Annotated in this window: 23 protein-coding genes; 8 read left to right on the forward strand and 15 right to left on the reverse strand. The window is 73.8% G+C overall.

The genetic code is table 11. From position 1 onward, the window contains the following. Positions 1 to 87: 87 nt before the first annotated feature. From IR158_RS06985 to IR158_RS07030, 10 genes are all read right to left on the reverse strand, one after another. Entirely contained in the window at positions 88 to 954 is an 867-nt protein-coding gene (locus IR158_RS06985; RefSeq protein WP_291811248.1) for a universal stress protein, read from the reverse strand. 113 nt (positions 955 to 1,067) lie between these two features. Then, positions 1,068 to 2,531 (reverse strand): AMP-binding protein, encoded by a 1,464-nt coding sequence (locus IR158_RS06990; protein WP_291811250.1) that lies wholly within the window; start codon positions 2,529 to 2,531, stop codon positions 1,068 to 1,070. Further along, entirely contained in the window at positions 2,482 to 3,654 is a 1,173-nt protein-coding gene (locus IR158_RS06995) for an MSMEG_0565 family glycosyltransferase (RefSeq protein WP_291811251.1), read from the reverse strand. Before IR158_RS06995 ends, IR158_RS06990 begins: the two co-directional genes overlap by 50 nt. Before the next feature lie 17 nt (positions 3,655 to 3,671). Beyond that, positions 3,672 to 4,541 (reverse strand): carbon-nitrogen hydrolase family protein, encoded by an 870-nt coding sequence (locus IR158_RS07000; protein WP_291811252.1) that lies wholly within the window; start codon positions 4,539 to 4,541, stop codon positions 3,672 to 3,674. 19 nt (positions 4,542 to 4,560) lie between these two features. Then, entirely contained in the window at positions 4,561 to 5,871 is a 1,311-nt protein-coding gene (locus tag IR158_RS07005) for an MSMEG_0569 family flavin-dependent oxidoreductase (protein WP_291811256.1), read from the reverse strand. Continuing rightward, entirely contained in the window at positions 5,868 to 6,203 is a 336-nt protein-coding gene (locus tag IR158_RS07010; RefSeq protein WP_291811258.1) for an MSMEG_0570 family nitrogen starvation response protein, read from the reverse strand. Before IR158_RS07010 ends, IR158_RS07005 begins: the two co-directional genes overlap by 4 nt. Further along, positions 6,196 to 7,098 (reverse strand): carbon-nitrogen hydrolase family protein, encoded by a 903-nt coding sequence (locus tag IR158_RS07015; protein ID WP_291811261.1) that lies wholly within the window; start codon positions 7,096 to 7,098, stop codon positions 6,196 to 6,198. The genes IR158_RS07010 and IR158_RS07015 overlap by 8 nt, the downstream gene beginning before the upstream one ends. Positions 7,099 to 7,108: 10 nt before the next feature. Then, positions 7,109 to 7,630 carry an MSMEG_0572/Sll0783 family nitrogen starvation response protein gene (locus IR158_RS07020; RefSeq protein WP_291811264.1) on the reverse strand — a complete coding sequence of 174 codons (522 nt, stop codon included), beginning with the start codon at positions 7,628 to 7,630 and terminating at the stop codon, positions 7,109 to 7,111. 53 nt (positions 7,631 to 7,683) lie between these two features. Beyond that, on the reverse strand, positions 7,684 to 9,126 hold the full coding sequence (locus IR158_RS07025; protein WP_291811268.1) for an MSMEG_0567/sll0787 family protein: 1,443 nt from the start codon (positions 9,124 to 9,126) through the stop codon (positions 7,684 to 7,686). Between the two features lies 1 nt (position 9,127). Further along, positions 9,128 to 10,195, reverse strand: coding sequence for an MSMEG_0568 family radical SAM protein (locus IR158_RS07030; protein WP_291811272.1), 1,068 nt, complete (start codon positions 10,193 to 10,195; stop codon positions 9,128 to 9,130). A gap of 191 nt (positions 10,196 to 10,386) precedes the next feature. On the opposite strand from IR158_RS07030, the gene IR158_RS07035 reads away from it, so the two are divergent. From IR158_RS07035 to IR158_RS07045, 3 genes are all read left to right on the forward strand, one after another. After that, positions 10,387 to 11,256, forward strand: a complete 870-nt coding sequence (locus IR158_RS07035; protein WP_291811274.1) for an endonuclease/exonuclease/phosphatase family protein — start codon at positions 10,387 to 10,389, stop codon at positions 11,254 to 11,256. 120 nt (positions 11,257 to 11,376) lie between these two features. After that, complete coding sequence (locus IR158_RS07040; RefSeq protein WP_291811277.1) at positions 11,377 to 12,330, forward strand: manganese catalase family protein; 954 nt, start codon at positions 11,377 to 11,379, stop codon at positions 12,328 to 12,330. Between the two features lie 174 nt (positions 12,331 to 12,504). After that, positions 12,505 to 13,284 (forward strand): DUF899 family protein, encoded by a 780-nt coding sequence (locus IR158_RS07045; RefSeq protein ID WP_291811280.1) that lies wholly within the window; start codon positions 12,505 to 12,507, stop codon positions 13,282 to 13,284. A 21-nt stretch (positions 13,285 to 13,305) separates the two neighbouring features. Here IR158_RS07045 and IR158_RS07050 read toward each other — a convergent pair whose 3' ends face one another. Then, complete coding sequence (locus IR158_RS07050; RefSeq protein WP_291811283.1) at positions 13,306 to 13,470, reverse strand: hypothetical protein; 165 nt, start codon at positions 13,468 to 13,470, stop codon at positions 13,306 to 13,308. A gap of 140 nt (positions 13,471 to 13,610) precedes the next feature. On the opposite strand from IR158_RS07050, the gene IR158_RS07055 reads away from it, so the two are divergent. After that, entirely contained in the window at positions 13,611 to 14,282 is a 672-nt protein-coding gene (locus IR158_RS07055; protein ID WP_291811287.1) for a phosphoribosyltransferase, read from the forward strand. Positions 14,283 to 14,860: 578 nt separating this feature from the next. On the opposite strand, the gene IR158_RS07060 is transcribed toward IR158_RS07055, so the two are convergent. Next, positions 14,861 to 15,802, reverse strand: coding sequence for a hypothetical protein (locus IR158_RS07060; protein ID WP_291811290.1), 942 nt, complete (start codon positions 15,800 to 15,802; stop codon positions 14,861 to 14,863). Between the two features lie 99 nt (positions 15,803 to 15,901). Next, positions 15,902 to 16,525 carry an isochorismatase family protein gene (locus IR158_RS07065; protein WP_291811291.1) on the reverse strand — a complete coding sequence of 208 codons (624 nt, stop codon included), beginning with the start codon at positions 16,523 to 16,525 and terminating at the stop codon, positions 15,902 to 15,904. A 171-nt stretch (positions 16,526 to 16,696) separates the two neighbouring features. Here IR158_RS07065 and IR158_RS07070 point away from each other — a divergent pair, with 171 nt between their 5' ends. After that, entirely contained in the window at positions 16,697 to 17,050 is a 354-nt protein-coding gene (locus tag IR158_RS07070; RefSeq protein ID WP_291811293.1) for a helix-turn-helix domain-containing protein, read from the forward strand. 167 nt (positions 17,051 to 17,217) lie between these two features. Here the strand turns inward: IR158_RS07070 and IR158_RS07075 are convergent, their stop codons facing one another. Continuing rightward, a complete protein-coding gene (locus IR158_RS07075) occupies positions 17,218 to 17,526 on the reverse strand; it encodes a hypothetical protein (protein ID WP_291811295.1) in 309 nt (102 codons plus the stop codon). 346 nt (positions 17,527 to 17,872) lie between these two features. Then, positions 17,873 to 18,505, reverse strand: a complete 633-nt coding sequence (locus IR158_RS07080; protein ID WP_291811297.1) for a DUF2231 domain-containing protein — start codon at positions 18,503 to 18,505, stop codon at positions 17,873 to 17,875. A gap of 297 nt (positions 18,506 to 18,802) precedes the next feature. Here IR158_RS07080 and IR158_RS07085 point away from each other — a divergent pair, with 297 nt between their 5' ends. The 3 genes from IR158_RS07085 to IR158_RS07095 are packed head-to-tail and all read left to right on the forward strand — an operon-like array spanning position 18,803 to position 22,298. Then, complete coding sequence (locus IR158_RS07085) at positions 18,803 to 19,549, forward strand: succinate dehydrogenase cytochrome b subunit (RefSeq protein WP_291811299.1); 747 nt, start codon at positions 18,803 to 18,805, stop codon at positions 19,547 to 19,549. Next, on the forward strand, positions 19,546 to 21,552 hold the full coding sequence (locus tag IR158_RS07090) for a fumarate reductase/succinate dehydrogenase flavoprotein subunit (RefSeq protein ID WP_291811301.1): 2,007 nt from the start codon (positions 19,546 to 19,548) through the stop codon (positions 21,550 to 21,552). The genes IR158_RS07085 and IR158_RS07090 overlap by 4 nt, the downstream gene beginning before the upstream one ends. Beyond that, positions 21,549 to 22,298: a succinate dehydrogenase/fumarate reductase iron-sulfur subunit gene (locus IR158_RS07095; protein ID WP_291811303.1), complete on the forward strand. Its 750-nt coding sequence runs from the start codon at positions 21,549 to 21,551 to the stop codon at positions 22,296 to 22,298. Before IR158_RS07090 ends, IR158_RS07095 begins: the two co-directional genes overlap by 4 nt. Positions 22,299 to 22,327 lie beyond the last annotated feature (29 nt).

Genomic DNA, 22,327 nt, shown 5'->3' on the forward strand with positions numbered 1-22,327 from the left:
CAGAGATGTGCAGGTCAGAGGCTCGTCCCGGACGCCGGGACGAGCCTCTGCTGCGTGGGGTGTCCTGCGCTTGCCGACCCGTGGGCCTCAGGCCGCTGCCCGGCTGACCAGCACGCTCGACGACGCGTTGCGCAGGACGTCGTGGCTCACGGAGCCCAGCAGCATGCCGCGGAACGCGCCGAGCCCGCGGCAGCCGACCACGACCAGGTCGCTGCTGCGCGACCGCGCGGCCAGGGCGTGCGCGGGGTGGTCCTCGACCACCTCGACCTCGACGCGCAGCCCGGGGTGCTCCTGCTGGAGGTCCTCGGCGAGGCGTGCCACCGCGTGGTGCGCTGCACCGGCCTCGTCCGGCGCGACCGGGGCGGGCGCGTCGTGGGTGCCGTACGGGTCCACCACGGTCGGGCGGGCGTGCACGAGCACGAGCGGGACGTCGCGCGAGTGCGCCTGACGTGCCGCGGTCCGTGCTGCGACGAGCGAGGCCGCGGAGCCGTCGACGCCGACGATCACCGGACCCGCCGGCGCGTCGCCCGGGGCCTGCCGGACCACGGCGACCGGGACGGGCGCGTGCGCTGCGACGTGGCCGGTCACGCTGCCCAGCCGGGACCCGTCGGGGCGGCCGCTGGAGCCGATGACCAGCAGCTGTGCGCCCTCGGCGACCGCGAGCAGCGCGGGGACGACCGCGCCCTGGATCGCGCGGGTCTGGATGCGCAGCCGCGGGTGGTGGGCCGCTGCGTGCTCCTTCTGGGCGTCGAGGTAGCGCTGCGCCTCCAGGTCGATCCCCAGAGCGCCCAGGGGCGCGTACCAACCCCACGGCGTGACCTCGTACGGCTCCTGCCAGGCGCGCACGAGCAGCACGTCCGCGTCGCGCCGTTCCGCCTCCTCCAGGCCCCACTGCAGCGTGTGAGCGCTGTGCGCCCCGCCGTCCAGGGCGATGACCACGGGTCCGTCGACCATCGTGTCCCCCTCCTGTTCGAGTGGTCGAAATCGTGCTCTTCTCCAGATTCCGCCCTCGTCGGCGCCGGGTCGCGTGACCTAGGGCCCATGCGGTGGTCGTCGTCGCGGCCGGCTCACCCTGCGTCGCGCGGGGTGGTCCCGGCCGCGCCCGGCAGGTCGCGCCGGCGCACCTTGCCGGCGTCGTCACGCACGGGCGTGCGCACGACGTGCACGACGGTCGGGCGCCGTGCAGGATCCAGCCCGCGGGCGGCGTGCTCGAGCAGCGCCGCGGGGAGGACCTGCGACTCGGCGACGTCGACGACCGCCTCGAGGCGCTGACCGTGCTCGTCGTCCGGCACCCCGTACGCGACGGCCGAGCGCACGGCGGGATGCCGCTCGAGGATCCGCTCGACCTCGACGGGGTGGATGCGCTCACCGCCGCGGACGATGACGTCGTCCTCCCGGCCGGTGATCCACAGGTACCCGTCGGCGTCGAGGTGGCCCACGTCGCCGAGGGTGTCCCACCCGTCGGCGGTGCGTCGGCTGCGGGCACCGAGGTACCGGTAGGTCGGGCGGTCGCCGCGCCGCATCCAGACCGCACCCGGCTCGTCCGGGGCTGCCGCGGTGCCGTCGGGACGCAGGACGCGCACCTGCGTCCCCGCGATCGGGCGCCCCACGCTGCCGCGCCGCCGCAGCCACTCGTCACCGCGGATCATCGTCAGGCCGTTCGACTCCGACCCCGCGTACACCTCGACGACCCGCTCGGCACCCAGCCAGGTCACGAACTCCTCCTTGAGCCGTGGGGGGCACGGCGCCCCGAGGTGCAGCACGGTCTCGAGCGACACCAGCCGCCGCACGTCGCGCTGCGCGGGCGGGACCCGCAGCAGCCGGTCCATCGTCGTGGGGGAGAGCAGCGTCCACGTGACCCGGTGACGCTCGACAGCGTCGAGCCACGCGCTCTGCTCGAAGCGGGGCAGGAGCACCAGCGTGTGCCCGGTGAGCAGGCCGCGGAACGCGTACGTGAAGGCCGCCGAGCCCGTGAGGGGGGCGCTGACGAGCTGCGTCGCCCGCCGGGGCAGGAAGTCGGCGACCGGCTGCTCGGGGTCGAGCAGCGCCGGTGCCGTGGTCAGCACGACCTTGGGCGTGCCGGTGCTGCCCGACGACGTCGGGGCCTTCCACGCGCGCGCCCACGCATCGGGCAGCGGACCGTCGTCCACCCCGGGGCGGTGACCCTCGGGAAGGGTCGGCGTCCCGTCGACCGCGAACCCGACGGTCACCGCGGTGCGCGCCGCCCGCACGACAGCCGCCCGGTCGGCGGCCGTCAGCGTGCGCGCGACCGGCTGCGGGGTGGCACCCACCTTCCACACGGCCGCGCACACCACGAGCATCTCCAGGCCGTTCGGCAGACAGACCGCGACCAGGTCGTCCCGCGCGACGCCGCGCGCGAGCAGATCGCGCGCGTACGCGTTGCTGCGGCGGTCGAGCTCGCGCGCCGTCAGCGTCCGCTCGCCCTGCGCGGTCACCGCGACCGCGACGACGCGGGCGGGCTCAGCGTCGGCCAGCCGCCGCAGGATCCGCGAGATCGACAGGCGCGCCACGGTCACCCCCGTGCGCCGCGACGGCCTGGTAGAACCGCTCGTGCGCGGCCGCCGCCGCGTCCCACGAGTGCCGCCACGCCAGTGCCCGCCCCGCGTCGGTGTCGCCCGCCGGGACCCCGTCCACGGCCCGGGCCAGCGCCGACGCGATCGACGGCACGTCGTGGCCGTACCCGACCTGGGCACCGAAGACCTCGCGGGTCACCGGCAGGTCCCGGGCGACGACCGGCACACCGGCTGCCAGCGCCTCCATCGCCGCCAGGCCGAAGCCCTCCTTCGTCGACACCATCGCCAGGGCCGACGCGCCGGCGACCAGCGGTGGGACGTCGTCGTCGGCGAGCGTGCCGAGCACCACCGGCGCGGTGCCCAGCTCACGCGCCCGCTGCTCGAAGCGCTCGCGGTAGGGCCGGTAGTCGAAGAGCGTCTCCCCACCGCCGAAGACCAGCCGCAGTGCCGGGTGCGTGCGGCGCAGCAGCACGAACGCCTCGAGCAGGTCGATCGAGCCCTTGCGCGGCTCGATGCCGCCGAGCGCCAGCACGTACGGACCGAGGCGCCCACGCCACGCCGCCCGCGCCGCCGCACCACCGGGCGCGGCGGCGGCCGTGAACCGTGCGGCGTCCACGCCGTTGGGGATGACCGTGGGCCGCACCCCGTAGGCGTCGGCGACCTCCTGTGCGACGGCCCGCGACACGCACAGGCGGGCCACCGGCCGGGTCACCGCGAGGTCGTGGCACTCCACGAGGCGGGGCGTCGTGAACTCGTCCAGGTGGTGGATCGTGCGCACGACACCGATGCGCGCCACGGCGGCGGCGTTCGCCGAGATGCAGTCCTGGGCGTGCACCACGCCGTCCACCGCGGTCCCGTGGGACCGCGCCAACGCCGCGCCCATCGCCCGGATCGAGCGCTCGATGCGCTCGCCGACGCTCTCGTCCTCCCGGGCGGCGAACGGCACGACCCGGACCCTCACCGTCGGGTCCACCGGCCGGAAGAACGCCGCGTCGCCGCCGCGGCCCAGGGTCCACACGCTCACGTCATGGCCGCGCCGCGCCAGCGCCTCCGCCAGGGCGAGCGTGTGCACCACACCGCCGCGCGGCCGGGTGGAGTAGGTGATCTGCGCGATGCGCACGGGCGGCCTCCGAGCTCTCAGGCGTGCGCGTACGGGCCGAGCCCGTACGCGTCGACGACGCGGTCACGCAGGTGGTGCATGGTGCGGCGCGCCCGCGTGACGTCGTGCAGCACGTCCGCGGTGGCCACCGCGAGGCCGCCCTTCGCCCACGTCTTGGCGACGATCTCCCCGGCCGGGTCCACGACCTTCGCCTGCCCCAGGAACCGCAGACCGCCCAGGACGCCGGTCTGGTTGGACGAGACGAGGTACAGCTGGTTCTCGGCGGCCCGCGCGCAGTCGTACAGGTCGAACAGGTGCGCCTGCCGGTCGTTGCGGATGCGGTCCGAGCGGTCCGTGACGCTCGCCGGCCACGCACTGAGGCACGCGAGCACGACCGCCCCGTCGAGCGCGAGCGTGCGGGCCGACTCCGGGAACGTCTTGTCGAAGTCGATGAGCATGCCCACGCGCCCCACCGGGGTGTCGAACGCCGTGAAGCCCGTGCCCGCCCGGTACGCCTCGTTCTCCGCGAGCGGCAGGTGCACCTTGCGGTGCACCCCCAGGACCCCGTCGCCGTGCACCGCGAGCGCCGTGTTGTACCGGACCTCACGGCCGCCCTGCACCGCACGCTCCGCGATGCCGAAGCAGACGACCATGTCGCCGGCCATCGCCACGACCGCGGCCACCTCGGGTCCGTCGAGGTCCACGGCCGGGGGCAGCCCGCCGCCGTCGGGGCCGGCGCCGGGGTGGTACAGGTCGTGCAGGTAGCCGCCGATGGTCGCGTCCGGCAGCACCAGCAGGTCCGCCCCGCGCTCGCGGGCGCGGTCCACGATGCCGGGGAGCTTGAGCAGCGTGCGCTCGATGTCCCGACCGAAGTGCGCGGCGACCGCCGCCATGGTCACCGCGGTCACGGCGCGCCCGCCGCGGGGATCACGACGGGACGGCGACGACCCGGTCGCCGACGAGGTTCTCGCGCACCTCCGGCGGGACCGACGCCGTGAGCTGCTGCGCCAGGTGCTGCGCGTCGTCGGCGACCCCGAGGAACCTGCCCGACCCCCAGGTGTGCTGCCAGGGCAGACCGAGGAACGCCAGGCCCGGCACGGGACTGCGCCCACGGACGTGCCGGGGGTGCCCCTCGTCGTCGAGCACGCGCGCGGCCAACGGTCCCAGCCACGACCAGTCGGCCCGGAACCCGACCGACCACACCACCGCCGAGATGCGCTCCACCGGCAGCGCCGCCGGCTCGTCCGGCGGCTGCCACACGGGCGTGTACCGCGCCTCGACCGGCGCGTCGATGCCCTGGGCCGCGATGTACCGGTCGATGTCGTCCTTGATGGACTCCGCCACCGAGTCCGCGTGGTCCAGGTCGGCCGCCAGCGTGGGCGCGAACACGACGGCCGCGGCCCCGGCACGGTCCTCGACGCCCGTCGCCCGCCCGTACAGGTGCATCCCGCGGCGTGCGAAGTCCCGCAGGTCGACGTCCCGACCGCCGTCCCGGCCCGTCACGTAGTGGTTCGTGGACTCGCGCTTGGCCAGCCCCCGGGCGGCGACGGGGACGTCGTACACGCCCATCTGCGCCAGCCACGTCATGCAGTCCCTGCCCCGGTAGCGGCGGGCCACCCGCGGCGCGCGGCCCGCGGCCAGGTGCACCTCGCGGCCGGCGAGCAGGAGGTCCTCGGCGATCTGCGTGCCGGACTGGCCCGTGCCGACCACGAGCACCGGACCGGCCGGCAGCTGGGCGGCGTTGCGGTACCGGTGGGAGTGGACCTGCACCACGTCGGCGGGCAGGGCGTCCGCCCAGGCGGGGGTCACCGGCCGGTGGTACCCCCCGACCGCCGCGACGAGCGCGTCGGCCGTCACCGTGCCCGCAGAGGTCGTCACCACGAACCCGCCGCCGTCCCGCGCGGCGACGTGCGTCACGGCGACGCCCTCGGCCACCGGGGCGTCGAACGTGTCCGCGTAGCCGCGCACCCACCGGTACACCTCGTCGCGCGTCATGAAGCCGTCCGGGTCGGGCCCGTCGTACGCGTACCCGGGCAGCCGGCAGTGCCAGTTGGGCGTCACCAGCGTGAACGCGTCCCAGCGGCCGTCGCGCCACTCGTGCGCCACGCTCTCCCGCTCGACCACGAGGTGGTCGACCCCGGCCGCGACCAGGTGGTGCGAGAGCGCGAGACCCGCCTGCCCGCCACCGACCACGACCACCCCGTGGTGGGCGCCGTCACGGACCGTCGCCCGGATCACGCGTCACACCCCGGTGCAGCGGGCGTCGGGCCGGCCGGCGCGGTCGGCAGGGGCGGCGCCATGCCCAGCACCCGCACGGGTGCGGCCGGGTCGAACCGCGCGGCGAGCACGCCGATCGCCGCCTGCTGCTCGGCCGCGGACGTGCACCGCACCCCGTAGCGCTCGCGGACGCGGTCGCTCGCCTCGCCGAGGCCTCGACTGGTGCGTCGCACGAACTCGGCGACCGGGTACGTCGCCCCCACCTCCAGGTGGTCCCACATCACGAGGCTGGGGGAGTAGCACGCGGTGTCGGACCCGTCGGGCCAGCGCACGTCGAACGTCATCTCAGGCATGGGCGGGCTCCCGGGTCTGCTGCGGCAGCGGCGTGCCGGTGTCGGTGACGGGTCCGTACGCGTCGGGACGTCGGTCGCGCAGGTGGAACATGCCCGCCCGCATCGCGCCGAACGTGCCCGCGACGTCGATCTCCGCGACCGCCAGCCCGGCGCCGAGCAGGGTGGTGGCCAGCACGTTGCCGCCGGGGTCCACCACCTTGCTGTTGCCGACGTACCGCAGCGACCCGAACGTCCCCGACTGGTTGGACGCGATCCAGAACACCTGGTTGTCGAGCGCGCGGGCGCAGTCGAACAGGTTGAACCGGTACGTCCACCGGTCCTCCTGCAGGTTCTCGGCCGTCGCGGTGCGCGCCGCCGGCCACGCCGACACCGACGCCACGATCTCCGCGCCGTCCAGGGCCAGGACGCGTGCCGCCTCGGGGAACGCCTTGTCGTAGCAGATCTGCAGGCCGATGCGTCCCACCGGGGTGTCGAACGCGCGGTACTCCGACCCGGCCGCGTAGGACATCGCCTCGCCCAGCGGCTGGTGGACCTTGCGGTACGAGCCGTAGACGTGGCCACCGTCGAGGCACACGGCGGCGTTGAACCGGGTCTGCCCGTCGGCGGCCAGCTCGCAGAACCCGATCACCACGACCGTGTCGCCGGCCAGCGCCTGGACCCGCCGGATCTCCGGGCCGTCCAGCCGGATCGCGGGGGGCAGCGAGCGGCTCGTCGTGCGGGCCGTGTCGCCGTGGTTGCCGAGCGACGACAGGTACCCCCCGATGGACGCCTCCGGGAACACGACGAGGCGGGCGCCCGCGGCCCGGGCGTCGTCGAGCATCTGCTCGATGACGGCGAAGTTCTGCTCGAGGTCCCGCGTGAAGTTCGCCGACACCGCGGCGACGGTGAGGCTCATCGCGGACCCCTCACAGGTTGTAGGTCGAGTTGATGATGGCGCCCTTGCGCGCGTAGTGGATCAGCGCGTCCTGGACGTCGAGGGGGTGCGCCGGGATCACGCCAGCGATGAGGTCCTCCTCGCGCATGCCGTGCAGGGCCATGCCGAACCGGCAGCAGAACACCGTGCCGCCCTCCGCGATGAAGGTCTCCAGCGAGCCGTTCATGTTCAGCTCGCCCGGGAAGCCCGCGTCGCCCGTCGTGGGGAACCCGCGGTTCGCGGCGCACGCCAGGGCCCCGGGGCCGTAGAAGTAGATGGCGGACTCGAAGCCCTTGCGCAGCGCCCGTGTCGCCTGCAGGATCGCGACGAAGCTCACGGAGGACTCGTGCGGGATGCCGTGCACGAGCGTGAGGTACGACTGACCCGGCTCCGCCTGGTAGTCGGGGAAGATCTTGGTCGAGCCGTACAGGTTGGTGCCCTTCGGCAGCGACGGGTGCGGGATCTCCGCGAGCGACGCGTCGATGGCGGCCTGGATCTGGTCGTCGAACGGCATGGTGGGGCTCTCCTCTTGGTGGGGGACCTGCGTGGTGGGTGGGTCGGTCGGGGTCAGGCGGTGCCCAGGCCCGTCGCCGGGCCGGGGACCGCGTCGGTGAGCGCGCCGTCCGGCCACCGCAGCCGGACACCCGGCCGCGCGGTGAGGACGCCGCACTCGGCGGACTGCGCGAGGGCGCCCGTCGCTGCGGGCATGCGCGACGTGCCGGGCGGGTCGGCGGTGAGCATCGCGAAGCCGGGGAAGCACGTGAGCCAGTCGCCCGTCGCCGCGCTCGCGGGCGCCGGCACACGCGCGACGTCGATGTCGGCACCCGTGCCCGACGCCTCGGCGAGCATCGCCGTCGTGCCCACGACCCCGGCCATCGACACGTCCTTCGCCGCGCGGGGGGAGGCCGTCGCGACGGTCGCGGCGAGGTGGCGCAGGTCCGCAGCGCCACGGGCCGACGTGGAGTCCCACTGCCGGCCCTCGAAGCCGCGGCGCCACCGGCCGGACACGTCGGCCGTCAGCGACAGCGCGTCGCCGGGCCGCCCGCCGCCGCCGGGCACCGGACGGGACGTGCGACCCAGGGCGGTGACGGACAGGGCGGCCGCCGTGCCGAGCTGCGTGTGGCCGCCCAGGACCGGGACGCCCCATGCCTGGGCGGCGCTGCGCACGCCGTTCATGACCCGGTGGGCGAACGACACCGTCGGTGCGGCCAGGGCGTCCAGCAGCCCGACCGGGCGCGCGCCCATCGCCGTGAGGTCGTTGACGTTGACGAGGACGGCGCACCAGCCCGCCCACTCCGGGTCGCGCTCGAGGAGCGCCGGCAGGATGGCGTCGCACGCGGCGACGAGGTCGGTGCCGGGCACGGGAGCACCGTCGTCCCCGCGGAACCCCGCGCCGCCGAGGGTGCCGCCCGGCAGCAGCGTCCCCGCGTCGTCGGCCAGCGCACCCAGCACCGACGCGAGGTCGGCCTTCGTGGCCCGGACGAGGTCGGCGACCCGGGTGACCGGCCAGCGCATCCGCACGTGCGGGGCGCCCTGCACGGTGCACGTGTCCCAGGCCTGCCACCCGAGGCGCTCGAAGAGCACGCGGTTGGGCGCCTGCACCGTGGCCTCGAACCGCAGGACACCGAGCTCGGCGGCGCGCACGCACGCGGCCCGGACCAGTGCCGCCCCGATCCCGCCGGCCCGGCGCGCCGTCCTGGCCACGACCAGCCGGCTGCCGGTCCACCAGCCCAGGTCGCGTCCCGCCGCGTCGAGCGCCTCGACCGCCGGGGACAGGCGCACCCCGCCCACGACGCGCCCGTCGCGGTCGACCGCGACGAGGACCTCCGTGCGCGGGTCCTCGTCGACGCGGTCGCGGTCGTGACCCGCGAAGAGCGCCTGCTCGTCGACGAAGACGTCGCGGCGCAGCGCCCGGTACTCCTCCACCTGCCGCGGTGACGCGGGCCGCACCGTCCACGGCGCCGGCACGACGACCGGGGCGGCGCCCGTGAGCGTCGGGACGTCGAGCACCTCAGCCACCCACCGCGGCGAGCGCGCTGCAGGCACCGCACGCCGCACAGCCGGCGGCCTGGTCCGAACCCCGCATGCCGGCGGCGCGCAGCAGGGACCCGACGCGCGCCGTCACGTCCGCGACCACCCCCCGGTGCGGCGCCGGCACCCTGTCGACGTCGGTCGCGAGCGTGCCCGCCAAGGGGCGGAACGGCACGACGAACGGGTAGACACCCATCTCGACCAGCTCGGCCGCGGCGGCCACCATCTCGTCCGGGTCCTCACCCAGCCCGACGAGCAGGTACGTCGACACCTGGTTGCGTCCGAACACCCGCACGGCCTCGCGCCAGGCCGCGCGGTACTCGTCCAGGGGGACGGTCGACTTGCCCGGCATCCAGCGCCGACGGACCTCGTCGTCCATGGACTCCACGTGGATCCCGATGGACCGTGCGCCCGCGTCGTACAGGTCGGTGATGGTCCGCAGGTCGGCCGGCGGCTCGCACTGCACCTGGATCTCCAGCTCCGGCACCGCGTCCTTGACGGCCCGCACGCAGCGCGCCAGGTGCGTCGCGCCACGGTCCCGGCCGTTGGACGTCCCGGTGGTCATCACCATCTGCGACACCCCGTCGAGGTCCCGCGCCGCTCGGGCGACCTCCGCCAGGACGGCGGGCGTCTTCACGGCGATGGTGGTGCCGGCGGCGAGCGACGCCTCGATCGCGCAGAACCGGCACCGCTCGGCCTCGCCGTACCGGACGCACGTCTGGACCACGGTGGTCGCGAGGACGTCCCGACCGTGCAGCTTGGCGATCTTGTCGTACGACGTGCCGTCGGCCGTCGCGAGGTCGTAGAACCGGGGCCGCGCCACCGGCTGCACGTCCATGCCCAGGTCCGCGCCGTCGAGGGTCAGCCGGCCCCCGCGGACCACGTACGGGCTGGCCGGGTCCAGCGGGATGGCGGCCCCCGCACCGCCGATGACGAAGTGGCCGTCGTCGCTGGGGCCCGCACCTCCCGTGCGGCGGACGGGTGCGTCGCTGCGGACGCCCAGGATCGCGAGGTCCACACGGGTCGTGAGCTGGTCGGTCGGCGGCATGCCACCAGTGAAGGGGGTGGTTCTTTCGGTGTGGTTTCCGTCGGAATACGTTCGTTCGGATGTTCCGTTGCCGCCGTGTTTCGTCGTGCGGGTGACGCCATCTGCGGCGCAGCCGTCGTCGCCGCTCGCCGGCCGCGGTCGTCCTCGGTCCCCGGTTGCGAGCCGACGGCCGCCGGACCAGCCTCGGGGAGATGGAGCCCGGCAGCCGCGCGACGCTGCGCGTCCTGACGTTCAACGTCCTCGCCCCCGCGAACCCCGACTGGGCGCGGCGCGCGGACCTCGTCGTCCGCACGGTGCGCGGGCTCGCCCCCGACGTCGCGGCGTTCCAGGAGGTCCCCGTCGGTGACGACGGTGCGTTCCTGCGTGCGCTGATGGGGGACGACGTCCACGTGGCCGTGCACCGGTCGCCGGACGAGCACGGTGTGGGCGCCGCCCTGGTGTCGCGGTGGCCGCTGCGGGACGTCGAGCACGTCGACCAGGTCGTCACGCGGCGACCCGGGCTGCTGCCGTGGCTGGGGAGCGTCGTGGCCGACGTCGACACCCCGCTCGGCACCGTGACGGTCGCGCACCACAAGCCGACCTGGGAGCTCGACCGCGAGGGCGAGCGGGTGCGGCAGGCCGTCCGCCTCGTGGACGCGCTCGCACGTCGCCCACCGACCGTGGCGAGGGTCGTCCTCGGCGACCTCGACGCGACGCCCGACGCGACGAGCCTGCGGTTCCTGCGCGGGCGCGAGCCGGTCGAGGGCCGCAGCACGTTCCACCAGGACTGCTGGGAGACGGTGCACGGAGACGTGCCCGGGCACACGTTCGCCCCCACGAACCCGCTGGTCGCCGACGGGCAGATGGCGACGGTCCTGCCGCGGCGCATCGACCACGTCCTGGTGGGCGGGGGAGCGTTCGGCCCGGCGCTCGACGTCGTCGACTGCCGCCGTGTCCTCGACCGACCGGTGGCAGGGGCCTGGGCCAGCGACCACGCCGGCGTCCTGGCCGACCTCGCACTCCCTACGCACGCTCCCGGTGCGTGGCACGCCCCAGCGGACGACCCGAGCAGGAGGGCATGAGCCCGCAGCGCCGCGGCGAGCACCACGGTGCCGCCCCGCAGCCGAGGTCACCGGATGCCGGATACGGCCCGGAGGAGCAGTGTGGGACGTCTCACACTGCGACATCGCGAAGGGGCAGCCATGTACCTGCACGTCCAGCGCCTGATCAACGAGATCGTCCCCGACGAGCCGGACCCGGCCGCCGCCAACGCGCTCCAGGAGGGCCTGGGCGGGCAGTTCGGCGAGATGCGGACGATGATGCAGTACCTGTTCCAGAGCATCAACTTCCGTGGACCTGCCGGTAAGCCCTACCGCGACCTGCTGCAGGGGATCGGCACGGAGGAGATCAGCCACGTGGAGCTGATCGGCACGACCATCGCCCGGCTGCTCGACGGCTCGCCCCGCTACCAGGGCAAGAAGACGGACCCGCTCGACACTCCCGGCGCCGGCGGGGACACGCCCCTGAGCACGGCTCTGGACCAGAGCAACATCCACCACTACCTGGTCGCCTCGCAGGGCGCCCTGCCGGTGGACGCCGCGGGCAACCCCTGGAGCGGGTCCTACGTCTACAACTCCGGCAACCTCGTCCTGGACCTGCTGTACAACCTCATGCTCGAGTCCACCGGCCGGCTGCAGAAGTGCCGCATCTACGAGATGACGGACAACAAGACCGCCCGCTCGACGATCTCCTACCTCATCGTGCGCGACCAGGCGCACGAGAACGCGTACGCCCGAGCCCTGGAGACCCTCGGCGTCGACTGGGCCAAGGTCCTGCCGATCCCGAAGACGAGCGCCGAGAGGTTCCCCGAGGTCAAGAAGCTCCTGGACCTCGGGCTGCAGAGCAAGCAGTACTCCTTCGACCTCACGGCCGCGTCCGAGGCGGGCAAGATCTTCCAGGGCATGTCCCCGTCGAAGGACGGCACGCAGCTCGACGCGAGCGAGCAGGCCCCGGCCGGTGTGCCGATCACCATCGCGGAGGAGCGCTACGAGGAGTTCTCGCCGGGGCTCGACCCCGAGCTCCTCTCGCTCATCCAGGCGACCGCGGACCTCGAGATGGCGGAGGTGCAGCCGCTCTACGGCCCCGTTGCGCCGTAGCCGAGCTGCCGCGGGGCGCAGTGACGTCCGCCGGTGCGACGACCGGTCCGGAACTCCGGACCGGTCGTCGCCTCTGTCTCGTCACGCGATGAGTTCCGGCCACGCCCGGTGTCTGTAGTGGGGACGCCAGGGCGCCGGACCGCGGTGCCCGCCACACCCGCCCGCGGAGAGACCATGACCACCACGCACGAACCCCCGACCTCCTTGCCCGGCCGCCCGCCCGTCGTCGACCCGGCCACCTGGCAGGCGGCCCGCGACGCGCTGCTCATCCGCGAGAAGGCGCACACCCGCGCCGGCGACGCGCTCGCGGCCGAGCGGCGGCGCCTGCCGATGGTGGAGCTCGACGGGAGCGTCGAGGTCGTCGGCGCCGACGGCCCCGTCCCGTTCGTCGAGCTGTTCGGCGACCACGACGAGCTGCTCGTGTACCAGCACATGTGGCACGACGGCGCACCGCACCAGGGGCAGTGCGAGGGCTGCACCGTCTCCGCGTGGCACCTCAGGGACGCCGTCTACCTCGACGCGCGGGGCGTCTCCTTCGCGATCCTCACGACAGGACCGTGGGAGGAGGTCGCGCCGTACCTGGAGTTCATGGGGTACACGCAGCCCTGGTACTCCGTGCGCGGCCTCGACGAGCCGATCGGCGGGGACATGGGTTCTTTCGCGTGCTTCCTGCGCGACGGCGACCGCGTGTTCCTCACGTACTCGACGACGGGCCGGGGCGTCGAGCAGGCGGCGGGGTCGTTCAGCCTGCTCGACCTGACGCCCTACGGACGACGCGAGGCGTGGCAGGACGTGCCGGACGGCTGGCCCGAGGGCAACGAGCCGTGCTGGTACTGGCGCACCGACGTGGACGGGCACGCGACGTGGGGTCCCACCGGCCGTCCGGTCCCGCAGTGGACCCGGCCGGGCGCGACCGCAGCCGACACGTTGGGCAGGCACGGCCACCACCACTGACGCGCGACGTGCGCAGGGCATCTACCGGTCGCACTCGCAGACGAGGTTGAGCTCGACGACCTCCTCGCCGGGCTGCGCCCAGGCCGCCGCCTCGGCCCGGTCCGCGAACCGGCGTCCCGCCAGCCGCCCGTTCGCCAGGAGCACGGCGACCTGGATCTGCTCGCGTGGGTCGTCGGGATCGACCACCGTGACCACCTCGATCGTTCGTCGTGCTCCAGTATGCGTCGCGTCGTTGCCGCCGTCGCCTGGCGGGCGCACGCTGGGACTGTCGTCGACGATGCGTCACGGCGCTGTGAGGCCGTCGTGCGCACCGGGAGGTCCCGCGCATGCCCGACACGGCCAGGCGCTACCCCGACCGCGCCGCTGCCGGGCGTGACCTCGCGCGTCATCTCGCCGCCTACGCCCGCGACGCGCGGGTCCTCGTCCTCGCGCTGCCGCGCGGCGGGGTGCCGGTCGCGGCCCCGGTCGCCGCGGCGCTCGGCGCACCGCTGGACGTCGTCGTCGTCCGCAAGCTCGGACTCCCCGGATATCCCGAGGTCGCGATGGGTGCCATCGCCGGGATCGGCGACGCGGTCGAGCTGGTGCACGAGCACCGGGTCCAGGCGCAGGCACGTGTCACGGCGGACGACTTGGACCGCGTGCGCCGCCGGGAGCTCGTCGAGCTGCGCCGCCGCGAGGCCGCGTACCGCGGCGGGCGCCCTGCGCCGGACGTCCGCGGTCGCGTCGTGGTGCTCGTGGACGACGGGCTGGCGACCGGCGCGACCATGCGCGCCGCCGTCTCGGCTGTCCGCAGCCACGCTCCGGCGCACGTCGTCGTGGCAGTGCCGGTCGGATCCGCCGACGCGTGCGCGGCCCTGGCGCGCGAGGCCGACGAGGTCGTGTGCGTGCGGCGGCCGACGCCGTTCCGGGCCGTGGGCCAGGCGTACGTCGACTTCGACCCGCCCACCGACGACGAGGTGCGGGCGCTGCTCGTAACCGGGGGAGGGAGGCCCCGCTGACGTCGCCCACGCGGCTGCCGCCCGGGCCATCGTCAACGAGGAACCCACCTGGTGGTGGAACACGCTGTCCTACGTGACTGACGAGGTCCGCGGCGGCGCCTGGCCGAGCACTTCGGTGGCTGTGTAGATGTGAACGAACACCGGATGTCGATGAGTTCTGACACTGGTAGGAGTCGCTTCGGGTGCCTGGTGTCGATGAGAGCTGGCACCCCTTGGAGGAGGTTCAGGCGGGTGTGAGTGCGGCCCGGAGACGACGATGACCCTGTCGTTGCAAGCCGAGAACGCCTTCACGCCGATTGCGGCGTCGACCAAGGCGTCGACGGCAACCGCGTCGATCCCGCGCAGCGTGTCGCCGGCCAGCTCCGGGCCACCCTCACCGCGGCTGCGGGCGGTCACACGTCGACGCAGCTGCTCACGTCCTGCCCGCAGCCGGACGACGAGCAGCGGCGTCGCCCCCAGGGCCCGTCGGTAGCGCTCGACGGACGCGGCGGACTCGACGTGCCCCTGTGTGTCGGTGAGCGCTGCGGCGAAGGACTGCCGGGCGGCACGCAGGTGGGGGCGTCCTCGGAGGTGGGGTGTCAGGAGCTCGTGCGTGCGCGGGCCGTGTGCCGGGCCTTCCGTGCGGCCAGTGCGAGCAGTGCTGCGCCGGTCGCCGCCCAGACGACCAGTCCGAGCAGAGGCCTGGTGACGCTGGTGGTGTGGAGGTAGGCGCTGGCGCGTGCGGTGTCGATGAACTGGCCCAGAGGCAGGACGCTGTGGAGCCAGTGGAGGGCGGGTGGGAGCATGTCGGCGTTGACGGTGGCGCCGGAGGTGGGGATGCCGAGGATGAGGACGAAGGTCATCGCAGCGGGCATGAAGTACTGGCGCAGGCTGAGGGCTGCGGCGGTGGTGAGCCACCCGATCGCCTGGGTGAGGATGAAGCCATAGAGAACCAGCCTCGGGTCGGCGGGGATCGCGTCCAGCGTGGTGGCGACGAGGTAGGCGAACACCGAGGCGAACGCGCCGGTGGCGGCGATGGTGATGACTTTGTTGCGGACCCGCCAGGGGCCCAGCTGGAGCAGCACGATGGACGTGATGAGGCCGACCAGCAGCAGCGGCAGGGCGTAGAAGAACAGGCTGACGCCGCTGATGTCTCCGGCAGCGGTCGGGACGAGGTCGACGACGCGCGTGTTCCCGGGGGTGAGGTCGGGGGCGATCTGGGTGAGGAAGTCCGCGCGGGTCGGGCTGGCGGCGGAGGCGACGTAGACGGTGTCGCCGTCGATCGCCGCGGCTGCGCGCCCCTCGGCAACGGCTGCGCGGGCCTCCGCTGCGCTTGCCTGGGGAGTAAGGGTGAACGCGTCGGTTCCGAAGCGGGGCTCGAGGGCGGTGATCGTGGTGCGGGTCGTGTCGCTGTCGGGTCCTTCGGCGACGGCGATCTGCACGTGGTGGGGTGCGGGGTGGTGGAAGGCGAGCAGCCCGGACACGCTGAAGGCGGCGGCGAAGAAGAACGGGAACCACAGCATCGACACGAGGCGACGCATGGTGGGGCGAGGGTGCGCGGAAGTCACGGTGCTCCGAATCACGAGATCACAGGGGCCGGTCCCGCACCCGAGTGGGGTGCAGGACCGGCGTGGGGGGTGTCAGGCGGTCTTGGTGGCGAGGTAGGTCTGGACGCCCTTGGCCATGGCGGGCTGATGCTCGCGCATGATCTGCTGCAGGATCGGGCCCCGCGGCGAGGTGTGGTCGTACTCGAACTCTCCCGCCAGGGAGTACCAGGTGGTGGGGACGGCGCCGGCCTGGATCATGCGCTGCACGGCGGTGTCGTGCGTCTCACGGGTGAGGCTGCCGGATGCGTCGACGATCAGATTCACCTCGTAGTCCAGGCGGAGCGCTCCGAGCACGCTCTGCAGCACGCAGCCTTCGGTGGACACGCCGGCGATCGCGAGCTTGCGGCGGCCGGTCGCGGCCACGGCCTCGGCGAAGGCCGCGTCGTCGAAGGCGTTGGTCGCGCCGGGGCGTTCGATGACGGGGTGGTCGCCGAGGACGTCTGTCAGCTCGGGGTAGAGCGGGCCGGAGGGCTTGCCCTTGACGCCGTTGGTGACGACCAGCCCACTACCGAACAGCAGAGCGGTCTTGGCGAGTCCGACGGTGTTGTTGATGTGGGTGCCCAGGTCGTGGGACCGGAGCAGGTTCGCGAACCCGACCGCGTGGTCGATCATCACGATCGTCGTGCTCTCCGGGGTCAGGGGCTCGGGAACGGTCATGGGTGCCTCCTCGGGCGATGGGTGGATGACGCCGCCCGGGTTCGGGACGGCGATGCTGGCGTGGGCTCGTTCTGGGTGATCCGTGTCCCCGGCGACGCCGGGGGCACAGGTATGGCGACGTCCTATGGATTCAGTAGGAACTATGGAAACCATAGGGGCTATGATCGTCGTATGGCAAACGAGGCGCGCGCAGGCGAGGTGGAGGAGCGCGATGTCGCGTTCGGGCACTGCCGCAGCTACCATGCCGCGATCGAGCTCATCGGCCGGAGGTGGAACGGTGTGATCCTCCAGCGGCTGCTCGGCGGCCCGTTGCGGTTCTCCGAGATCCGCCGCGACATCCCGCGGCTGACCGACGCGATGCTCTCCCAGAGGCTCCGCGAGCTCGAGGACGCGGGGATCGTGGAACGGGCGGTCACCGACGACCGGCCAGTCCAGATCACGTACGGACTCACGCCGGTCGGCCAGCGACTCTCGCCTGTGCTGAACGCGGTCGCCGAGTGGAGTGACGAATGGGCACGACGCTGACGGACCCCGTGGGGCTCTCGCATCACTGAGTGCGCGGTGGAGTGCACGGCTCCGCGTGGCCGCGGGCTACTCGTCACGAGGGGTGCGTCGGGGCCGGGAAGCGCGGCGCGCCCTGGACGGCGCCAAGCGCGAGAGCCCGCCGCGCGCGGCCGAGTGCTGGGCGAGGATCAGGCGGCAGCGAGACGCGTCGCGGTGTGCACCAGGCCGGTGACGCCTGGAGACCTGCTCTGCGGCGGCCAGGCGATGACGGTGGTGACCGGCGGCGCGTCAGGGAGCGGGACGACGGCCAGTCCGGCGCGCAGGTTCGCGCTGACCGACTGGGGTAGCACGATTGCCGTGCGGCCGAGCCGCACCAGCTGCGGCACCTGGGTCAGGTCGCGCAGCTCGGGGCCGGGTCCGTGAGGGTAGGTGCCGTCGAGCTGCGGCCACCGAGGGGGTGGCAGGTCGGGGAGCGAGGTCGCTTCAGCGACGGTCATCGAGGGCAGGCTGCTCGTCGGGTGGACGGCGGGCAGGATCGGTTCGACCTCACCGCGGCGTCCGAGGCCGGCAAGACGTGGTGACGTACGCGTCGGGGGAGTCGACAACGTTCGCGTACGACGAGCGGGGCAACCTGCTGTCCGGCCGGCTCGTAGGGCGCGACGTGGGCACGACGAGCGGCGCGCGGGCCGTAGTCCGCGTCCGCGGACTCCCACCCATCGCACTCGCGTGAACCGTTGCCACCTGACGACCTGACCATTGGATCCATCCATATCCATTGGTAACAGGGCCGGGGGCCGGGGGCCGGGGGAGGGGCGCCCTCGCCGGCGCGCGGTGCGATCGCCGTCAGACGGCCGCGGGCCCGCCGTCCTCGGGAGCTGCGCCGACCTCCACCTCGTCGGCGTCGGGCGTCGGGCGGGTGGTGGGCGGACCGCTGAGGCCGCGCGGCGGGGCGCCGAGCCGGGAGGTCATGTGCCCGCCGAGGTAGCCACCCGCGCCCACGAGCCCCGTGGCGGCGAGCGACGCGGCGACACCCCAGGTGTGCGCACCGCGCCGACGCAGCACCCAGGAGGCGGTGAAGAGCCCGAGCCCGACGGAGTTCAGGGCGGCGTGGGCCGATCCGACCCGCCGGGTTCGCCTGCCCGACACGGCCCAGTCCGCGAGGCCGGTGAGAGCCGTCGGCAGCGCGGCCAGGATGCCCATCCCGATGAGGCGCTCGGAGTGCGGGCGTGCCGACGGGCCGCCGGTGACGTCGAGCACCACCGCGCTGGACCACAGCCCGATGGGGACGTCGGTCAGGACGGGGTGGAGCGCGTGACCCAGGGGGCGTCCGTGCAGCAGGGCCGCGACGTCCGGCCGGCGGGCGAGCAGGTCGGCCACGACGGGCCGCACGCGCTCGATGACGGGGTCGAGGGCAGGGCTGTCCTCGAGGGACCGGACTGCTCGGAGGGCTGCGGACCGGTCGTCCGTGCGGGTCATCGGGGCCTCCTGTCGGCGACGGGTGTGGACGTCGTCGAGCGTCTCACGGGCACCGGGAGCCCGCAGGTCAGCGAACCGGCCGAACGTCGGAGCGTGCAGATAACGGAACCTAGCGCCGGGACCGGCACAGCAACAGCGAAAAAGCTCTGCCCTGACGGGCCGGGGAGAGGCAAGGCCCGGGAGCGACGTGCGCACGCGGGACTCCGGTCCCACCTGGGGCGTCGTCGGTGGTGGAAGTGTCGAGGAGCTGGACGTCGCGTTCCCCGCGGCGCCGGTCGACACGGAGGTCAAGCAGCGGTGGCAGTCCCGACCAGCACGCGCCCCGAACCGGACCGCCTTCCGGCGGTCGCGCGACCCGCGACGAGCCCGCCACCACGCCCTGCGACCTGGGCGCTCAAGGCCGTCATGGCCGTCACGGGAAGCGTGCTGGTCGTCTTCGCGGTCGTGCACCTCGTCGGGAACCTCAAGATCTTCCTCGGCCCCGAGCATCTCGACGGGTACGCCCACTGGCTGCACGAGGACCTGCTGGCACCCCTCGTGCCGCACGGGTGGTTCATCTGGATCTTCCGCGTCGTCATGCTCACGGCTCTGGTCGCCCACGTGTGGGCGGGGGTGGTGCTCCGGCGCCGCGCGCGGCTCGCCCGGGGGCCCCACCGCCGGCAGGGGATGCGCGGGCTGCGCAGCTTCCAGGCGCGCAGCATGCTCGTCACCGGCACGGTCCTGCTGCTCTTCGTCGTCTTCCACGTCCTGGACATCACGACCGGCACCAGACCGGCCGCGACGGACGAGTTCGTGGCCGGGCAGGCGTACGACAACATCGTCAGCTCGTTCCAGAGGCCTGCGGTCGCGGCGTTCTACATCCTCGCGATCGGCACCCTGACGCTGCACCTCGCGCACGGTCTGTGGAGCGTGGTCAACGACCTGGGCGCCACCGGCCGCCGGCTGCGCGCCACCGGCGCGGCGGTCGCCGGCATCGTCGGGCTCCTGATCCTCGTGGGCAACCTGATCATCCCCATCGCCGTGCTGACGGGAGTCGTGGCATGACCGACGCCACCCGGCCGGACCCGACCCAGAGGGAGACGACGCCCGTGCTCGCACCCGAGGCGGTACGCACCGTCGGCAGCCCGCTGGACGGCAAGGTCCCCGACGTGCCCGCCGAGCAGGCGTGGGACGACCGGCGGCTGCACTACGACCTGGTCGCGCCGGCCAACCGCCGCAAGTTCACCGTGATCGTCGTCGGGACCGGCCTTGCCGGGGCCGGCGCCGCGGCCGCGCTCGGCGAGCTGGGCTACCAGGTGGAGTGCTTCACCATCCACGACGCCCCGCGTCGTGCGCACTCGGTCGCAGCCCAGGGCGGCATCAACGCCGCACGGGCGCGCAAGGTCGACAACGACTCCGTCCACCGGTTCGTCAAGGACACCGTCAAGGGCGGGGACTTCCGTGGCCGCGAGGCCGACGCCTACCGGCTCGGTCAGGAGTCGGTGCGCGTCATCGACCACATGAACGCGATCGGTGCGCCGTTCGCGCGCGAGTACGGCGGCGAGCTGGCCACCCGGTCCTTCGGCGGTGTGCAGGTCTCGCGCACCTACTACACGCGCGGCCAGACCGGTCAGCAGCTGCAGGTCGCCGGGGCGAACGCGCTGCTGCGGCAGGTGGCCCGTGGCTCGGTCACGCTGCACACGCGCCAGGAGATGCTCGACCTCGTCGTCGCGGACGGCCGGGCGCAGGGCATCGTCGTGCGCGACCTGGTCACGGGGAAGGTCCGTGCGGTCACCGCGCACGCCGTCGTCCTGGCGACAGGCGGCTACGGGAACATCTACTGCAAGTCGACGCTCGCCAAGAACTCGAACGCGACGGCCGCCTGGCGCGCCCACAAGCGGGGCGCCCACTTCGCCAACCCGTCGTTCATCCAGTTCCACCCCACGGCGCTGCCGCTGATGAGCGAGTGGCAGTCCAAGACGATCCTCATGTCGGAGTCCCTGCGCAACGACGGCCGGATCTGGGTCCCGGTGCGCGCCGACGACGACCGGGCGCCGACCGACATCCCCGAGGACGAGCGGGACTACTACCTCGAGCGCCGGTACCCGACGTACGGCAACCTGACGCCGCGCGACGTCGCGTCGCGGGCCGCCCGCGAGCGCATCGACGCAGGGTTCGGGGTGGGCCCGCTGAAGAACGCGGTCTACCTGGACTTCGCGGACGCGGTCGCCCGGCTGGGGCGCGCGACGGTGATGTCGCGGTACTCGAACCTGTTCCACATGTACGAGCAGGCGACGGGGGACGACCCGCTGCGTACCCCCATGCGCATCGCACCGGGCGCGCACTTCGCCATGGGCGGGCTGTGGTCCGACTACGACCTGATGACGTCGGTCCCCGGGCTGTTCGTCGGGGGAGAGGTCGGCTGGGGCTACCACGGGGCCAACCGTCTGGGCGCCAACTCCCTGCTCTCGGCGTGCGTCGACGGGTGGTTCACCCTGCCGTACGCGGTGCCCGGGTACCTGGCTCCGCTGCTGGGCACGGCCCCGTTGGCGCCGGACGACGACGCCGTGCTCGACGCGGTCGAGGCGGTCGAGGCGCGGACGCAGCGGCTCCTGAAGAACGAGGGCACCCAGGGCCCCGACCGGTTCCACCGCCGGCTCGGAGAGATCCTCTACCGCTGCGCCGGCGTGAGCCGCACGCCGGAGGGCCTCGCGCAGGGCATCACGGAGATCCGTGCGCTGCGCGAGGAGTTCTGGCGCGACGTGCGCGTCCTGGGGGAGGGGACGGCCCTCAACCAGGAGCTCGAGCGCGCGGGCCGCGTCGCGGACTACCTCGAGATGGCCGAGCTGCTGTGCGTCGACGGGCTCGACCGGGACGAGAGCTGCGGCGCGCACTTCCGCGCCGACCACCAGACACCCGACGGCGAGGCGCTGCGCGACGACGCGGCGTGGTGCCGCGTCTCGGCGTGGGAGTCACCGGCTCCTGACGCCACCGACGGACGGTTCGTCCGGCACGACGAACCGCTCACGTTCCAGGCCGTGCCGCTGCAGACGAGGAACTACGCGTGAAGCTCACCCTTGACGTCTGGCGTCAGCCCGACGCCGCATCGCCCGGCGCGTTCGAGTCGTACGTCGTCACCGACGCGACGGCGGAGATGACCCTGCTGGAGCTGCTGGACCGGCTCAACGACCAGCTGGTCGAGGAGGGCCGGGAGCCCGTCGCGTTCGAGTCCGACTGCCGCGAGGGCATCTGCGGGTGCTGCGGCGTGAACGTCGACGGGCGCCCTCACGGCCCCGAGGCGAACACCCCGTCGTGCGAGCAGCACGTGCGGTCGTTCGCCGACGGCGACCACATCGTCCTCGAACCGCTGCGCTCGGCGGCGTTCCCCGTGGTCAAGGACCTCGTGGTGGACCGCTCGGCGCTCGACCGCGTCATCCAGGCCGGTGGGCATGTGGCCGTGGACGCCGGTACCGCGCCCGACGCCGACACGACCCGCATCGACCACGAGACCGCCGAGATGGCACTCGACTTCGCTGCCTGCATCGGCTGCGGCGCGTGCGTGGCGGCGTGCCCCAACGGGTCGGCGTCGCTGTTCACCGGCGCCAAGCTGACCCACCTGGCCACCCTGCCGCAGACGCAGGCGGAGCGGGGACGTCGGGCCGTGGCGATGGTCGACCAGATGGAGCACGACTTCGGGCCGTGCTCGACGTACGGCGAGTGCGCCCTGGTCTGCCCGGCCGGCATCCCGCTGACGGCCATCGCGGCCGTGGGCAAGGAACGGATGCGGGCGTTCCTGCGGGGTCGCGCGCGCTGACCTCGCCGCCGGAAAGCACGGGTGAGGGC

It is taken from the genome of Cellulomonas sp., assembly GCF_015234515.1.
Lineage (GTDB): Bacteria > Actinomycetota > Actinomycetes > Actinomycetales > Cellulomonadaceae > Cellulomonas.